Below are 18,470 nucleotides of genomic sequence, written 5' to 3' on the forward strand. Positions count from 1 at the left end.
TAATCATAAATGACCAAAAAGATTGAAAGGGAGAATTATGAAAGCAAATCATAAATTCAAATTTGCTGGAGTAGCGAGTACAGCTCTTCTGCTGCTGTCTCCTATCTCTAGTGCTTTTACCGCTGCTGCTCAGGCAGTTAATGTTCACGCTGACGGTAATAATTGGGATTACGATGTTGATAACCCTAATTTAAGTGAATATGACCAGCTACTTCAAAACGCTGGACCTAGTGACGGTTCAGTCGACTGGTACCCCGCTCAGCGTTTTGCCAGCAGTAAAAATATTAATGCGTCTCTATTAGTTAAACAATTAGTCGATCTATCGATCGCTACCAATGACTCTACTTCTGACGCTCGGAAAATTCTTTTTAATGATACTACCGGCGATAATGCTAATCAAAGTTATAAAGATACTTACGATAAATATAACCTCGCTCTTGGCTTTATCTCCCAGATCCTAGCATTCAAAAATGCTCGGGTTGGGAAAGGTGCTTATCTTAAACAAGGCTTTGAATCGCCTGATGGAATACAAGTTGGGAATTTTGATCCTAATGAGGATAAATTCGCTGATACTGGCGAAACTCCGAGAGATATCATCCGCCAAATTCCGCAGTCTAAAGACGGCGTTAATATCTCTGACGTTTTAGGTACTGCCTTCTTTGGCAATCCTGATGATGCCTATGCGCAGCTTTATATTAATGGCTATGATAACGTTTCGCAAAATACGGAAAATATTATTCGCGAAACGACTTCTTCCATTACGATCGTTGCCCAGAGCAAAGCTACTGGTAAAAAAGCGACTGCCGTTTTTAAACTTAACAACAAGACTTTTAATCAGCTGCCTGATAAGGTTTTGTTAGAGAACAGAATCGATAAGTCGCCCGCATTTTCCGGTACTTGGGGCACTAAATATATTCCTGAGTCTGAGAAAGCTGAAGCTAATTCTAAAGGCTTGTCGCGGTTAGGGGACTCTACCAACGGGGCCTTTAATCAGACCACCAATCTTAGAAATGGCTTGACCGATGATCAGAAGTTTCAGCTCACCGGTGGTGGGTCGACTGCTTGGGTTGATCCCAAATCTGGTGATGGGACGATCGTCGTGCCGCGCGGGACGAGCGCTGATGTCATTGCCAAGAAGATTTATCAGCTTCAATACCAAAGCAACTTCTCTATCCGCAACGTTGCTCCGATGAAGGCTATTCATGGCGATGAATTTAGTACTCACCCTTCCGGCAGCTTGTCTACTAAGGATAACTCCTATAATGTGAAATTCGATGAACCGGCAGCTGGTGCGGGAAATCTTAGAGATAGAACTGAACAAACTAATGGAAATGTTACTCCTGTCAGCAATGATCAGTTTCTACCTGCTGGAACACCGGATAACAACTACCTGGCAGTCGCTGATCCGAGACAAAAAGAAGATGGATCTCAGGCTGGCTTAAAGACTGACTTTAGCAACAAGCTCCTTCATACCCCGCTTGACACCAACTCTACTGGAAATGATGGGATTAAACAGGATTATGACAATACTGTGGCTAAAAGGATTCCGAATCAGGCTGATACCAGTGCAGATGGGATTGATACGCCAATTGGCGCCAGTCATATGGATACTAAAAAATTCGGGCATGGACTTCCTGGTGGTGTAAACTTCTGGCCCGCTTATTCTGTTGGAAATATAGATTCATCGGTTAATAAGGGTGTTGGTGTTCATACTGACGCAAATAAAGACCAGTCAGATTATTTTATTGATCCAAGTAACTCTGCTAATGACAGGCCTTACGGTATTACTACTTATCCATTTGGTGGTCCAGACGCAGCTTCAACGTTTGGGGGTGGAATGACTGGATCAGACACTTTAGCTCCTGGTAATGCGGAAAATCAGCTGGGTGATGTAGTTCATGCTTTTGAACCAAAAGACGGCAAGAAAGATGCTGCTTCACCATTTATGGTTCGTGAAGCTTGGGACAGTACTCACGGCATCTTTGGAACTGCGCCTTTTACTGGGACAACCGAACAGCAGATCAAGGATAAAGTTGCAGCTAATGGTTCATTTACGGATACAACTGGTAAATCAATCAAGAAGAGCTTTACATATGAAGCACCTTTGAACAACATGGTATTTAAGTCTTACCGTAATCCTTACAGTACGGTCATCTCTACGGCGTTGCCTTTCGCCCAGGGGAATACTGAATTTACTAATGATAAGTATGATGACGGCAGTACATTCCCTACAGGGGGACTTGATAATCCTGCAGGATTAGCTGAACCGCTTGTAACACATCCTGGTGATATGAATAATTCTACTGATGGTTTTAACGGTAAGTACAGCAATAAAACTGATAGTACTTCATTGGCAACGTTGCCGTATACGAACCCTTGGTATGTGAATTATCATGGTACTGCTGCAACCAATACTAAGGACGATGTTGATTATAATTATCAAATTACGGATAAAACTGCTCATCAGATTAATATAAATCCAGATCCTAGTACAGGTAATGGCAATAACACTGCTAATTCTCTTCATATTAGTGATGCTACTTGGGAGAAACACCGTTTTGAAAGTAGTCCAAGCACCGGTTCCTCTATTAACGTAACAACACCTACTGAAAAACCTGGTATTTATAATACTAATTCTAAAGTTAAACAACATGGCTCTCCTACTCATAATTTTCCAGTAGATGCAGACGTGGGAAAGAATAATGTTTTTCAAGATTGGATTATTCAACCAATTAGTATAAATGATCCTCTTAAAGGTAACGATTATAGTAGTTCTTTAGACGGAAAATATCCAGGAAGTTCAGCTGATGCAGCTGATCTTAAGATAAATCATGATTATAAATTAAGCTCGACTGAACTTGAACAAGTTGATGATGCTAATAACAATGATGATTTTAAGGATATTACTGTCCCTCATACTAGTAATGGACTTAATTTCCTTCATCCTGAGACTGGCGGAGGAGTTGGATGGGGGAATCATATCACTGACTCAGTTGGAGGTAAAACAACGGGATGGGTAATACCAGCAAGTGGACTTACCAATGACATGAGTTATACCGAGCTTTTCATACCTAATGTGAGCGGTAGTTCACCTAGCTATGTTTCAAGTTCTGATTCTAGAGGCTATTTAGTTGGTGCTCCTATAAATAAAAGATATGTTGTTTGGAAATATCCACAAAGTCGTACAGAAAGGCATCTCCAGTTAGCAAAGAATCAAGGTTATGTTTTAATTAATGCTTCAGGTATTAGTGAATCTCTAAGTAAGAAGCTTTCTAAATATCAAATTCCAGCCAGTGCTACAAGTGGTTTAAACAACCTTGATGGAATTTATAATATATCCGGGACAGCTCCTAATATTACGCACTTTACTAATGGAGAACTACCTTATATAAGTCCATTAAACGATGATCCAAAATATCGTGGTGGGTTGCTTGGAGTAATGAGCATACATGGTGATGGAGCTGGTAAGGGTGTAACAGTTACAAATTATACTACTACAGATACTGATGATGCTTCATCTAGTCCGCAGCTTGTTACCCAAGATTCTAATTTTGGAGGAAGCATTTATAACAATCTTTTAAGTTCAGCTCGTTTTGGAGCACCTGTTTTCTTAAAAACACCAGGATTTACAGATGATTCTCATACTGTTAGAGCAGATACAGCTGCATTAGGCCAATTTGCTTCTGATACCGATTTGCATTACGGATTGGCTTGGAATGATTCATCTGATCTTCCTCAAGTTAAGATTAAAAGATCATTAAATGTTCAATATTTAGTTCCTGTTTCGGTTGTTAGAACTGTTGAAACAACATGGAGTCAGGTTGCTACTGCTAGATATGTTCATATTAGTGGTTTGGACTATGATGGACGTTGGGATAGAACACAAAATGTAAAAACTACTTATGATAATTATCATCTCTACTTAGGTGATGTTAGGTTGGAGAACAGTTCCTCGGCAACTGGTGATCTTAAAGATCGTATAGATACTAATACTGATAGTACTGATCAAAAGAAATACGACTGTATTGATTCCTCTACTAGTTTGGTAACACTAGATAAACTTCGTCCAGTAAACAATCAAATCGCATACACTCGTATTGATCAGAGTTATCCTCATTATGATTCAGAGCTGTTTGATAAAGGTTCAAATACTGATGATATCAGTGCTAATAAATCAGGTGGAGATAATCGTAAAACATGGCTTGGTAACTCAAACGAACTTTCTGATGATTCCAACAAAAATAAGAAAGCTGATGCTTCTGAGAAGATCGGTACTTCTGATGATTACTCAATCGGAATTGTTAAAGCACCTAAGAAATTCTTTAAGACTGTTGATAACGATAAGAAGAAAGACTTTATAGTTGTAAACGGTAAGTTACAGTCAGAAGACGGTGTAAATCAGTCAACTGAAAATGCAGCTGACGGCAAAGAAGGAATCAATAAGACCATGGACGTTGACGCAAATGACAACGGAATGGCCATCAGTGATCCTGACAGCTACACAACATTAGCTAAAGCTTACAACGTTAACATCAGTGGTAATGATGCTAAAGCTAAAGTTACTCCTAATGATAAAGATAACAGTGCTAACAAGTGGGATCGTGTTAAGTTAGTTGAACAGTTAATGCAGAATGGCGGAGATGCTAGCGCATTCTACTATATTCCATCTCTTCCTCGTCTTTACAGCAACTGGGGCAAAGCCAGAGTAAACGTAGTAGTTTATGATCAGGCAGCAGTTCCAGCTCCAACTAAACAAGACACTAAACCATCATTCTCAACAACAGATGTATCTGGCGGAAACGATCCATTTAATGTCAGTCTTCGTCCATATACCACAACATATGATGATGGTGCAGTATTAACAAGCGCAAATGTTCCACAGAACTTCAAGAACTTATTAAGTAGAACACTAGTAGCTGGCAACCCTGACTTAGTAGACAGTACAGGCAAAGTAGCAGCTAATAAATTACAGCAGATTCTGGTTAGTTCATTCCTCGGCAGCTGGCAGCAGAATGACGGCAGCTTCAAGCAGACTGACTCAGGACGTGGTGTAAGTTCACCACTCTACATGTATGGCGGATTTGGAATCAGTAATTCTGATACGAAGAACTCATACTCACAATGGCCGAAAGGTTATGTTGATGGAACTGGTGACTACAGCAATGCAGTAAACAGCTTCCCAGGGGACTTCTACCGTGGAGGAGCAGATTTGAGACTTACTGACGGCAGTGGCAAGATCAATGGAATTCCAGTGACTGCCTTAAGTGCAGATATCAGTAAAGTAGATGTAACAAAACCTGGAACTTATCCAGTAGTTTATACCTACACTAATCCAAGTAATGCTAAAGACACTGCAAGCATTACCGTACCAGTTACGGTAACTGATTCAAGTGCTCCTGTATTTGCCTTCCAGGGCAGTACCGACAGTACCATTAATGTTGGGGACAGCTTTAATGAGAATGAGTACAAGGTCGTAGGTTCATGGACAATCTTCAACAATTACGGCGGAGATTACTCGAAGCTTCCTAACTTTGAAGGAATTGCTAAGAGCAGTGACGGCACACCTCAGGTAACAATTACGGGACATGTTGATACTCATACACCTGGTATTTACCAGTTAACGTATAAAGCAACAAGTATCAGCGGTGCAACGACTACGATGGTTAGAAACATTACCGTACTGGCTAAAGAGAATGCAGCTGAATGGACATTAACCCCTAATAAGATGGTAGGGTACATCAATTATGTACCAGGCTATGGCATTATGGTATACAATGCACCAGCAGGCAAGGCAACCGGTCAGAGATTAGCCCATGGTACAGCATGGAAGATCAGCCAGAGAGCAGTTAATACAAAGGGAGACGTTTACTATGCAGTAGGCAAGAACCAGTGGATTAACGGCAAGTACGTGTCATTCACGCCAATTAACACGATTACCCCATTGAGAGGCGAAGTACAGATCGTCTACAAGAAGGGCTACGGAGTTAACTTGTGGAAGAGTGCAGGTACAACAAACGGCTTCTATCCAGGACGTAAGTTGCAGCATGGCAGCAAGTGGAAGACATCTGGCAAACAGAATGGCTTCTACAAGGTTGGTAAGGATCAGTGGATCCAAGGCGACTATGCGAGCTACAAAGCTTACTAAGAGCTAAAGAAATAGAACTCAGTTGATTCTGGGTTCTTTTTTTTGCGCAATATTGGCAAAAGCTTGCTTTAGGTTATATAATATAAGAGTAATAAAAAAGGACCGGTGCTTGAACACCAGTCCTAGTAGGCCGCTTTAAAGGCGGTGACTAATTATAAAAGTAACTGTGATGTCGCCCTATAACTAGACAAAGTTAATGGTAGGGCGGCTTTTTATCTGTCTTTATACTTCAAGATGGAAACAATTAAGCCTCCAAACATGATCATCAGACATAATGTCTCATAAACAGACAAAATGGATCGTTTTCCTTTCGAGTGTAATTGCAAAATCATTCGCAACACCTCCTTCGAAGATTTACACAGCCACCGCCCTTAAAACTTCCGTTTAGTAGTATAACATCTTATTGTTTGATTGTTTGATGTCAACAGCAACCACAAAATGTCCAAAACGATATTTTAAAATACGCCAATTTCAGCGTAAGCACCAACAACCTATACGTCGGTTATTTGGAACTTAGGAACAAACGTTTTTTGTGCTCGTTGCAAATCAGAAAATAGAACTCAGAATCAACAGGGTTCTATTTTTTACAATTTTGATTTTTTACGACAAATTAAAATATTATTGACAAAAAAGAATAAATACATTATTATAAATATTATAGATTTACTACGTTATTTGTTTTAGTTGTGAAAGTATCTTGTAATTATTTTATGGGATATGGAGTTAACGCAGGTACAAGTAATGGCTTCTACAAAGCTTACTAATAATTAAATATATAAATGGGTAAATATTTTTTACTTTAGGGCTAAAGTTTTTAGTTTCTCATTCGGTATATTAAATGTAAGAATAATTTTTGAAAAACCTTCAAAAAATTTTAATTAATTTTTGAAGGTTTTTGTTTTTTTTGCGTAATGTATATATGTGACGGAAATATTGGGTAAGAAAATATTAAACTGAGTTTTCTTAAATTCAAATCCCAATTAATAAATCAGTTTATAAATTGATTTAAGAAGGAGAAAACAATATGTTACTTAGCATCTATATTAATATTTCGGAGGTTAATGAAGTGGAAGACAAAGGATGGGAAATTTACATGTTAAACAAGGATTTAGTTATTAAAGCAGTTATTAAGGCCGGAGTACCTTTTACTCATATTGATTTCAACGATTACGTGGAGGACGGAATTATCTTATTTATAGAATTTCAACAAAAATGGCAGCGCGAGTTAAATTCAGACGAGGGAGTCGAAGAATTCTTGAGAGTGGTTTTTACTCATATTAAATGGCGGACGATTGATACAATTAGACACAACAATCTGGGCGGTTTTAAAGGTGATATCGATGATTTTGAGTTAATCGATGATGAAGATAATTTGACAGAGTTTGAGTTGAGAGAATTGTTAGCAGATAAATGTACGCCGCGTGAATTGGACGTTGTGAATGCTAGTTTAAATGGATACAATCATCGAGAAATCGCTAAAAATCTGAATTTAAGTGAAGGACGCGTATCGCAGATATTCCGGCATGTGCGCAATGTTTTAATACATAATTTGGCTTAGTCACAGAGAATTTCTGACAATATGTTATACTACTACAATAAATCGAGGTTTCGCATGAGTAATGAATTTGATGAGTCTTTTGACAGATATACCAATTTATACAGTTTAATTAAATCAAGGATTAAGGAGATGCCGGCAATCAGTGATCAAGCTGATAAATACACCGTGATTGGCATGACAGGTCTTAATGATTATCGCCACATTTGGGGTGAGCCAATGAGTAAGCTGGAAAGTGATGAAGAATTTCGGGGTAAAGCCCTGAATTTTGTGACACAGCGCCTTGTTGAGAAAGAATCTTCAGATCGTGATAAATCAGCCGAATGTGGGATTTATCTTTCTGAGGAACAAGCTGATGAATTGTTGGAGCAAACGAATGATCCCAAAGAACAATTAATTATTAAAGCTTTGAAACGTGGATATTCGGTTGGAATTGTTGCTTTTGCGCTCGAGATTAAGTCAGATGAGGTATTGAATTTAATTCAATAATAGAAAAGGATCGGTTGTTCTGATATCTTTATTTTCAGAACAATCGGTTCTTTTTTTGCATTATGTCAAAGCTGCAGAAAGGTACGAAATTTTAGTAGTGGTCGAGAATGGTTCTGATTAATTCGGGAAGCGCCTGGTACTTTGCTGGAATTTGTTCTTTATCTAGTTGACTTCGATGATTCCTTTTAATAGTCCAATAGAAAAATTAATTATTAAAGCTCGGAATTGTTGCTTCTGTGCATTAGATGTAATTAAATTTTTCTAGATTTAGATAATTTTTAGTGTTATACTATTTAAGGTTTAAATTTCATTAATCTTGTAAAGCTCAGTCAGAAGACTGGGTTTTATTTTTTTGGAATAATTTAAAAATACAATAAACTTTAATCATGGATAGATAGCAAAAAGGTATAATGTTGATATGAAGATTACAAAGAGGAAATTTACGAATAAAGGGATTAAACTTAAGATTACTGGGATTTTCAGTACAGTCCTATTATTGGCTTCACCACTAACAAGTACATTTACTGCTTTTTACCAAACTGAACAAGTTCAAGCAAGCAATGTTTGGGATCGAGAAACTGATCCTTCTAATTCAAATGATTACGATCAGCTTCTGCAGAATGCAGGTCCTGCGGACGCAATAGTTGATTGGTATCCGACAAAAGATGCTTTAGGACCTGATCCGAGCGGGCAGGATTTAGTTAAGCAGCTGATCGATCTTTCGATTGCAACTAATGATTCTACTTCAATCACTCGTAAGATCTTGTTTAATGATACGACAGGAAGTAATTCAAATGCGAGTTATCGTGATGTTTATGATAAGTACAACTTAGCTTTTGGATTTATTGCGCAAATTTTAAATTCAAAAGGAATTGGCAGCGGGATCGGTCTTAACTTAAAACAAGGTGCTAAGACTAGTTCAAAAGATCAAGATCCCTTAAACGACAGCGGCAAAAGCGTTGTTTCTGGAAGAGTTACGGAAAAGCCAGGAATTGGCGAAGGAGTCAATGTCTCTGATGTTTTGGGGACTGCTTTTTTCGGGAATCCTGAAGATGGATATGCACAGATTTACGTCAATGGCTACGATAATGTTGCGCAGAGTGAAGCTAATATTATTCGTGAAGCAACGAGCAGCATTACGATTGTTGCCGGCAGCAAAGGTACTGGCAAGAAAGCAACAGCCATTTTTAAACTGAACAATCGAACTTTGCCTGTTGGTGTTTCTAATTCGAAGCTCAATAATTATGTTGATGACAGTGTTTATGCGCTTGATTCTACTAGTAAAGATGTTGCTGGGCTTAATTTGACGACGGCTTCGCAAAATTTTATTAATCAGCTTGATTTCTCAAAGACGCCGAAATTCTGGGTGACTGGTAACGACGGCAGCGGGACGATCGTTGTTCCACGTGGAACCACCGCTAAGCAAATTGCGGAACTAATCTCAAAGAGACAAATTGCAGGAAACAACACGCTTGATGAATCTGCACCGATGAAGGCAGTCCAGGCGGCAACTGCCCCCGGCGAACCTGATGCAAAGAACCCAATTGCTGGGACTAATAAGAAATGGGAAGACGTGTCTTATAGTCACTTCTATGAGGGGACACAGAAGAATAAAATTGGTTCTGATGAAGTTGGGGTACCATGGGCAAATAACAGACTAGCTGGTGGGGCAGTTGATTCAAGATATAATAATGCTCTCAGTGTTCATTCCGGAATTGATGGGCCTGAAAGTTTTAATGATAATTCTACTATTTCTGGTTGGGAAACAAGACTAAAAACGAAGCAGTATCGTGAGTATAATAATGTGTTTAATACCAACGAAGGCATCAAAACTAACGATTCAATAGAACTTTATCCTGGAAACACCCTTAGTCCTGTTTTTATAACTGATCCGAACAATAAGCCAACAACTGATGGGTGGTTTGGCGGCAACGATCATCTAATAGACACTAATAAGCTTTTTAACAATGGAAATTGGACTACTAAGTCAGCTTCTAGTCTGCCTGACGTCAAAACTTCTGAGGGTTCACCTTTTGAAGAAACAAAACGTCAGAATGATTTGCTTCCTGCAAAAAATATGAATCAAGATGTAAATGTTGCTGGAACATCAGATCACACCAAGTCTTCAAATATTGGTAAAGTGAAGCATTTATTTACCCCATCAAGTTATTTTAAAGAATCATATGACGCTAATCACTTTGTGACTAACAGTCCGGAGCTGCAAGATAGTAATGTAGATTCGATTGCTAAATCTATTTCAAGTAACGGCAGTTTTAATGACAAAAGCGCTGATGGGCAGATTCAAAAGAGTTTTACTTATGAAGCACCGGTGTCATCTTGGATTTACAAATCATACGATAATCCTTATTCGACGGTCATGAGCAGTGCGGGAGCTCAAACCACCGATGGGGAACCGTTAAAAGAAGATAACTCGAATTCGACGATTAAGCCGCAAGAGTGGTTAGATTTAGACGATCCAAACAATCCAGAGGCAACCAAGGGAATTCACATTGGTGCTCAAAAAGGGACGGCATATTCAAAACAAACTGATCGAGTCGAGCCAGCTGATGGTTATGGAGATACTTATTTTTATGCGGGAGTATACCCGACTAATAAACCTGCAGGAGATCCAGATTCCACTTTAAAAATACCTTTCCCGGACGAAGGGGGTCGTACAAATAGGTGGATCAGATTTGGATCTGGTTCAGCAGGAACATTGGTTAAATATGGTGCAGTTGGGACCGACGGAGAAGATGTTGAAAACGATGAAACACAAGGTGTTCCTACAGTTAGTGGGAGCTCAGGTTTTGGAATTGATTTTATAACTGGTGGTACGGGAGGCACTAGTTATAACATGAATAGGATAGTTAATGGAGTTACATATCCTAATAGTTCAGGAATTACTAATATCCTTAATAAGGACGGTAATAATTTTAGTAATATTCATATTTGGGATGATTCCCAGTATTTTGTTCAGACATGGGATAAGAACACTACTGTTAAAGATGACAATGGAAATCGAACTTTAAATGTTAAACCGCTGATTTACAACAAAAATGTGAGTTTTGACAGAGATTCTATTGGTAAAGTTGACTCTCCTAATTTTGAAGCCAAGTATTATTTAGCTGGTTATGTTCGTTTTTATTCGGGAGCTCCTGGATCTGTTGCTTTTTACCTTTTAGGTGATCACATCAATCAGACAAAAGCATCTAAGCGGGCGTACTACAATTCCAATCTATACAATAATCCAAGCGGGGAGTTTTCAAAAGGGAATGCAGCGCATAAGAACAATAGTCGGTTCTTCGTCTCACAAGATTTCTCAATTGGACCCGTGTCTAGCGATATGATTAATGATCCGGGAGGCGATGACTTAACGCTTAATGGTGTTACTTATCCAGCGAAAAAAGACTCACCAGGCGCAACACCAGAAGAGAATGCGGAAAAGATTCTTAAGCTCGCGGTGTTATATAATGATCCAACGCAAAATCCGAACAACAAAGCAGCTGATCCAAGCGTTAAAGCAGAGTTCACTGATTCGGGCACTGACGGCAATGGTCACGGAACTGACGGTACTGGCTACAAGCTAGTAACGATCGCTGATGCCGCGAGGAAGCAGGGTATTACCGAAGATGAGTTGGCAGCAGAAGTTGCTAAAGTTACGAAAAAGAATCCCAACACCGTTAAACATACAAAGTGGGTGGAAGCAACTTTACCTCGTATTAAACAAAATGCCGGCCGGGCACGGATTAACGTCGTCATTTATGATAAGGCTGCTGTTTCAGCGCCGGATGATAATAAACCGACTGAACCCGTTAAACCAACTAAGCCGTCATTTTCAGTAACTGATGTCAGTCAAGGAAATGATCCTTTTAACAGTCAATTAAGTCCTTATACAACGACTTATGATGATGGAGCAGTCTTAAAAGCCGGAGACGTTCCGCAGAGCTTTAAGAATCTGCTTTTAAATACATTAGTAGCCGGAAATCCTGATTTTACCGGTTCACCAGAAAAGACTAAACAGTTGTTAGTGGGTGCTTTTCTAGACAGCTGGCAGCAAAATAATCGAGCCGGTTCCTCATTATATCTCTATGGTGGATTTGGGATTAGTAATACTGATTCCAAGCATTCATACGATCGGTGGCCGACAGGTTTTGACAGTAATACGGGAGACTATCAGACGGCAATTACGAGGTTTCCAGGGAATTTCTATCGAGGGGTGCAGGATTTAAAACTCGTCGACGGGAAGTCTTCAATAAAAGGAATTTCGGCTGATTCGCTCACGGCTGATGTCAGCAAACTTGATTTAAGCAAAGCGGGCACGTATCCGGTAGTATTTACTTACACCAATCCTGACAATAAGGATAGTAAATCAAGCATTACGGTTCCAATTACGGTTGCTGATCAATCAGCACCAATTTTTACCTTCCAAAATAGTGATGATTCAACGATTTACGTCGGTGATAACTTTGACCCTAACAGTGGTTTTAAGGTTGTCGGTTCTTGGAGTATTTTCCATCAGTATCAAGGCAATTATAATAGCATTCAAAACTATGCAGGAATTGCCCGTGATGCAAAAGGTAATCCGGAAGTGTCGGTGACTGGTTCAGTAAATACTCTGAGGCCAGGCATTTATCAATTGACTTATAAAGCGACTAATACGAGTGGCCTTACGACGACAATGGTCAGAAACATTACAGTTTTGCCAAGGGAGACTACTGGTGACTGGAAGGCGACGCCTTTAAAGGCAATCGGATATATTAATTACGTTCCTGGCTATGGCATTATGGTTTATGACGCACCGGCGGGGAATAAGACGGGCCAGCGATTGGCACATGGCAGTTCGTGGAAGATTAGCCAAAAAGCAATCAATGCAAAAGGCGAGATTTTCTACCGCGTGGGTCGTAATCAATGGATCAACGGCAAATATGTATCATTTAGTCCAATTGATAGCTTTATCCCACTCAAAGGGGAAGTAACGATCGTTTATGAGAAAGGCTATGGCGTTAATCTTTGGAAGAGCGCTGGTACGTCCGGTGGTTTTTATCCAGAAAGAAAGCTCATGACCGATACGCGCTGGAAGACATCCGGCAAACAAAACGGCTTCTATAAAGTTGGCAAAGATCAGTGGATCCAAGGCGACTATGCCAGTTTTAAATCATACTAATCTTTCTTCCAAGTAAATCCGTCAAGGGGAACAATCCTTTATGTATCAAGGCTTCTCTTTCTGCCCAGTAAATCCAATGGTTCTTATATCTTTGACTATACTAGTTGATCACGCAAGTTTTAAATCATACTAATATTGTAAAGCTTGAGAAATCGAGCTTTTTTAGTTTGGTCCAGCCGGGAATTTAGTTATAATGAAGATACATAGTTATAGTTGATTACTTTACAAATAGGAGGAATTAATGAAGTCAAAACTTACTAGTTTAGCTAGTATAGCTTTGTTGCTGCTGTCGCCAATAATGAGTGCGATGTTTTCGCTGGTGCCGGTTCATGCTGAAAATAATTGGGACTACGATATTGATGATCCAGAACTTGGCGATTACGATAAATTACTGCAAAATGCAGGTCCAAGCGATGGAATTGTCGACTGGTATCCCACGAAAGATGCCATCAGTGACCATCCGACGGGCCAAAAGCTAGTTCAGCAGCTGATTGAACTCTCCATCGCGACTAATGATAAGGATTCGAATGCGCGTAAAGTGCTTTTTAACGATACAACCGGCAACAACAGTAACGCTAATTATCGGGACACTTACGCTAAGTATAGTGTTGCGCTTGGTTTTATTGCTCAAATTTTAGATTTTAATAATGCTAAAAGTGGAGTTGGTGCGAAACTGGAACAGGCTGCAGTGGCTGGAGATAATGATCCGCAAGATCTTGACGGGACTAACGTAATCAGAGGTAAAATTTTAGAAGACCCGAGCAATAAGAATTTAGGCCATAATATCTCTGATGTTTTAGGGACAGCTTTTTTTGGTCAGGCTGATGATGCGTATGCCCAGATTTATGTAAATGGATATGATAACGTTGCGCAAAACGAAGCTAATATTGTTCGTGAAGCAACTTCGAGCATTACACTGGTTGCGCAAAGCAAGAGTACCGGCAAAAAGGCAACTGCTATTTTTAAACTGAATAATAAGACGATGCCTGAGGATATCAAAGAATCCAAGCTTAATAATTACGTTGACGGCAGTGTCTATGCGAAAGATTCAGATAACGGTACTGATATTGCTGGGCTCAATATGACCACTTCGCCGCAGTCGACGATCGATAATATCGCTTTTTCTAAGGAATCAACTTTTTGGATTGACGGGAAAAATGGCGATGGAACCGTTGTCGTGCCTCGTGGGACCACAGCAAAACAAATTGCTGATATTATTGCTAAGAAGCAGGTTAAAACGAACAACACTTTAGAAGGTTCGGCTCCAATGAAAGCTGTGCAGGCAGCAACAGGTGTTAATGCAAAAGATGGCAATAAGAAGATTGGTAAATCTACATTAGGGAAAGTTTCTTACAATCACTTTTATCAGCGGGAGGCAGAACCGGTTAGACTTCATCACGTTCCGGATAACGATGGAAATGACATAAGAATCGGAAATTCGAGCATTAATTCAGATAAGCCATCAGTACAGTCATATTATAATTATGCTCCAGCTGTAGCGTACGGACCTAATGGACCGTTTGGTTTTTATGATGCTCAATTTAGAGAATACAACAATGTTTTTAATACTGATGTGGGAAGTAAAGGTACTGGAGATCCAGAATCGCATAATTACGATGACGTTAAAGTTTTTGGATCTGCTAATCATCATTCGCCCAATTATCTTACTGGTCAAGACAATGTACCAACTAAAGATGGATGGTTTGGCGGAGCTGCTTCAAACGCTGATCTGCATATGATCGATACTAACGTGCTTTTTAATGGAATCTGGAATACAAAATCTTCCAAAGAAATTCCCAATGTAGATACTTCTGAGGGTTATCCTTATGACGTACCAGGAAGTAAAAAGGATGATTCAACTGATTATTCAAATTCGATTTATCCTGATCGGACAAAGACTGGAGCAAAGCTTGCTGGTGTTGAGGGAGAGAAAGCACCTGATTTCTATCCCACATTTCCTACATATGATGCTGATCCAACTAAGAAATTTACTGATGTTGGTAAGGTAAAACATTTATTTTCTCCTTCTAGTTACTTTAAAGAATCCTATGATGCCAATCACTTTGCCATGAACAGTCCAAAGATTCAGGCTTCTAGTTCTGATGAAATTGCAAAAGAAATTTCTAATAATGGCAGTTTTACCGATACTTCAGTTAATGGTGAGATCAAGAAAAGTTTTACCTACGAAGTGCCAGTTGAATCATGGGTTTATAAATCTTATAACAATCCTTATTCTACCGTTATGAGCAGTGGGGGTGCGCAGACAAGGGACGGTAATCCGATTGAATCAAAATGGGAAAACTCAACAATTCAACCGCAGGAAGCAATGAATTATGGTGATACCAATGAAGAGTTCCCTAAGAAGGATGATCCGAAAACAATTCCGTTAACTTCCGATACTACAGCTAAAATTGTACAGAAAACGGGGACAGGTCTTGAAGGATTATATTTTTACGCGGGAGTTTATAATACGAGAGTTTCTTCCGGAGACCCTGCATTAAAAGTCAGAGTGCCTGACCCATCAGGTTCAGGGTCTACTGATCCGATCTTCACTCTTACAGCACCTGGAGGGCCAGCTAATAATCAGGGAATTTTAAATAAATTCGGTTTAATTGGAACTGATGGCTTGAATGTAGGAAGTGGAAATATTATAGGGATAGAAAAAGGAAATGATATTTCTACTAATCCAATAGTTGTGTATGATCACGATTTGAATATGGGAGATGTGATTTCGAGAAACCAAAAGTATCACTTTCTTGGAGATACGCCATCATTTTCGATGAATCCTGATTTCAAGTATGCTAGTTTTGCAGATGATTCTCAGTCTTTCGTTCAAGTGTGGGATAAAAATAAGACAACGAAAAATAGCGATGGCAGTTACACCGACACTCCAGCGCCTCTAATTTATAACAAAAATGCAGCAGACCATCATAGTGGATATGATTCAAGTACTTTAGGACAAGTGGACTCCCCAAATTTTGAAGCAAAATATTATTTAGCCGGTTCAGTAAAACTTACTGCTGATCCTGGAAGTCCAGGGAAATATAAAGTTAGTGATATGACAATGAACGATCACTTGATTCAAACTGCAGCATCAAAGCGAGCCTATTTTAATTCCAATCTCTACAATAACCCTAAAGGGGAATTCTCAAAAGAAAATGCCAATCATAAAAACAATAGCCGCTTCTTTGTCTCGCAAGATTTCTCAATTGGGCCGGTATCAACTGATATGATTACAGATCCAGGTCTGCCAGGTTCTGGGATTACAATTAATGGAACTTACTATCCGTATGCCAAAAATGATCCTGCTGGTAAATCCACTGAAGATAATGCTGCTAAAATTTTACAATTAGCTGTGAAGTATAATGATCCAACGCAAAATTCAGATAACAATGAAGGGGATAAACAGCCGCGAAAAGAATTCACTGATTCAGGAACCGATGGCAATGGTCACGGGACTGACGGGACCGGCTATAAATTAGTCACCATTGATGATGCAGCTGCAAAACAAGGTGTAGCGACCGAAAGTTTAGCAGGAGAAGTAGCTAAAGTTACTGGTAAATCAATTAATGATGTTAAACAAACTAAGTGGGTTGAAGCAACATTACCAAGAGTTAAAAAGAATGCCGGTAAAGTTCGCATCAACGTGGTAATTTATGACAAAGCAGCCGTTTCTGCTCCTAGTAAACAAGATACGAAGCCATCATTTTCGACAACCGATATTAGCGGGGGCAACGATCCGTTCAACGTTAGTTTTAGACCATATACAACCACTTATGACGACGGCGCAGTTTTAAAATCAGCCGATGTACCACAGAACTTCAAGAATTTATTGAGCAAAGTGCTGGTTGCTGGTAATCCTGATTTAGTCGGCAGCACCGCAAAGCTGCAGCAGATTTTGGTTAGTTCGTTCCTCGCCAGCTGGCAGCAAAATGACGGCAGTTTTAACCAAACTGATACCGGCTTGGGAGTTAGTTCGCCGCTTTATCTTTATGGCGGTTTTGGCATCAGCAATTCCGATACCAAGAATTCCTATGCTCAGTGGCCAAAAGGGTACGCTGATAACAGCAGTGAATATCAGAGCATTATTAATAATTACCCGGATGATTTTTATCGTGGGAGCAATGATTTGAAAACTGTTAATGGCAGCACAATTAAAGGTATCCCATTTTCAACTTTGAGCGCTGATGTCAGCAAGGTCGACGTAACTAAGGCGGGGACTTATCCCGTAGTTTATACGTACACTAATCCAAATAATGCGAGTGATGCAGCCAAAATTACCGTACCTGTGACAGTAGGTGATGCTAGCACACCGGTATTTAGTTTTCAAAAGACAACAGATTTAGCAATTCATGTGGGAGATAGTTTTAAGGATAACGACTATAAAGTTGTCGGTTCGTGGGCCATTTTCAATAAATACGGCGGAGATTACAATAAGATCTCTAATTATGAAGGGATCGCCAAGAACTCAGACGGGACCCCCCGGGTGACGGTAAAGGGCATAGTAGATACTCTGAGGCCAGGAATTTATCAATTAACTTATAAAGCAACGAGTACGACAGGTGCTGTTACGGAGATGGTGCGTAATATCACAGTTTTACCAAAAGAAACTGCTGCTGATTGGACAATTACTAATAACAAAGCAGTCGGCTACATTAATTATGTACCGGGCTATGGAATCATGGTCTACAATGCGCCGGGCGGAACTTCAACAGGTGTGAGATTAAATCACGGAACTGCTTGGAAGATTGGTCAAAAAGCCGTCAACGCCAAAGGTGAGGTTTTTTACCGGGTTGGCAGTAACCAATGGATTAATGGCAAGTATGTCTCATTTAGTCCGATCACTACAATGATTCTGTTAAAAGGTGACGTCCAGATTGTCTATAAGAAGGGTTATGGCGTCAACCTTTGGAAGTCAGCAAGCACTACAGGCGGTTACTATCCAGGACGCAAACTCATGCATGGCAGCCGCTGGAAGACCTCCGGCAAACAAAATGGCTTCTATAAAGTTGGTAAGGATCAGTGGATCCAGGGCGACTATGTCAGTTTTAAAGAATATTAATAAAATAAATTGCATAAAGAAGGATTCGGAGCAACTTACCGAGTCCTTTTTTAAT

The 18,470-nt window shown here is 39.6% G+C and carries 6 protein-coding genes; 5 read left to right on the top strand and 1 reads right to left on the bottom strand.

Annotated features, from left to right (window positions below; genetic code table 11):
• Positions 1–37: 37 nt before the first annotated feature.
• Positions 38–6,145 carry an immunoglobulin-like domain-containing protein gene (locus tag R8749_RS00075; protein WP_317696751.1) on the top strand — a complete coding sequence of 2,036 codons (6,108 nt, stop codon included), beginning with the start codon at positions 38–40 and terminating at the stop codon, positions 6,143–6,145.
• Positions 6,146–6,357: 212 nt separating this feature from the next.
• On the opposite strand, the gene R8749_RS10760 is transcribed toward R8749_RS00075, so the two are convergent.
• Positions 6,358–6,477, bottom strand: a complete 120-nt coding sequence (locus R8749_RS10760) for a putative holin-like toxin (protein ID WP_425613200.1) — start codon at positions 6,475–6,477, stop codon at positions 6,358–6,360.
• A 734-nt stretch (positions 6,478–7,211) separates the two neighbouring features.
• On the opposite strand from R8749_RS10760, the gene R8749_RS00080 reads away from it, so the two are divergent.
• The 4 genes from R8749_RS00080 (at position 7,212) to R8749_RS00095 (ending at position 18,415) form a co-directional block, all read left to right on the top strand.
• Positions 7,212–7,703 (top strand): sigma-70 family RNA polymerase sigma factor, encoded by a 492-nt coding sequence (locus R8749_RS00080; protein WP_317696753.1) that lies wholly within the window; start codon positions 7,212–7,214, stop codon positions 7,701–7,703.
• 54 nt (positions 7,704–7,757) lie between these two features.
• A complete protein-coding gene (locus tag R8749_RS00085; protein WP_317696755.1) occupies positions 7,758–8,189 on the top strand; it encodes a hypothetical protein in 432 nt (143 codons plus the stop codon).
• A gap of 418 nt (positions 8,190–8,607) precedes the next feature.
• Entirely contained in the window at positions 8,608–13,353 is a 4,746-nt protein-coding gene (locus tag R8749_RS00090; protein WP_317696757.1) for an immunoglobulin-like domain-containing protein, read from the top strand.
• A 241-nt stretch (positions 13,354–13,594) separates the two neighbouring features.
• On the top strand, positions 13,595–18,415 hold the full coding sequence (locus tag R8749_RS00095) for an immunoglobulin-like domain-containing protein (RefSeq protein WP_317696760.1): 4,821 nt from the start codon (positions 13,595–13,597) through the stop codon (positions 18,413–18,415).
• Positions 18,416–18,470: the final 55 nt, after the last annotated feature.

The organism is Xylocopilactobacillus apis, assembly GCF_033095965.1.
In the GTDB taxonomy this organism is placed as follows: Bacteria; Bacillota; Bacilli; order Lactobacillales; family Lactobacillaceae; genus Xylocopilactobacillus; species Xylocopilactobacillus apis.

Coding starts and splice junctions, on each gene's coding strand:
- R8749_RS00085 (WP_317696755.1), top strand. CDS start 7,758: ATGAGTAATGAATTTGATGAGTCTTTTGACAGATATACCAATTTATAC.
- R8749_RS00095 (WP_317696760.1), top strand. CDS start 13,595: ATGAAGTCAAAACTTACTAGTTTAGCTAGTATAGCTTTGTTGCTGCTG.
- R8749_RS00075 (WP_317696751.1), top strand. CDS start 38: ATGAAAGCAAATCATAAATTCAAATTTGCTGGAGTAGCGAGTACAGCT.
- R8749_RS10760 (WP_425613200.1), bottom strand. CDS start 6,477: ATGATTTTGCAATTACACTCGAAAGGAAAACGATCCATTTTGTCTGTT.
- R8749_RS00090 (WP_317696757.1), top strand. CDS start 8,608: ATGAAGATTACAAAGAGGAAATTTACGAATAAAGGGATTAAACTTAAG.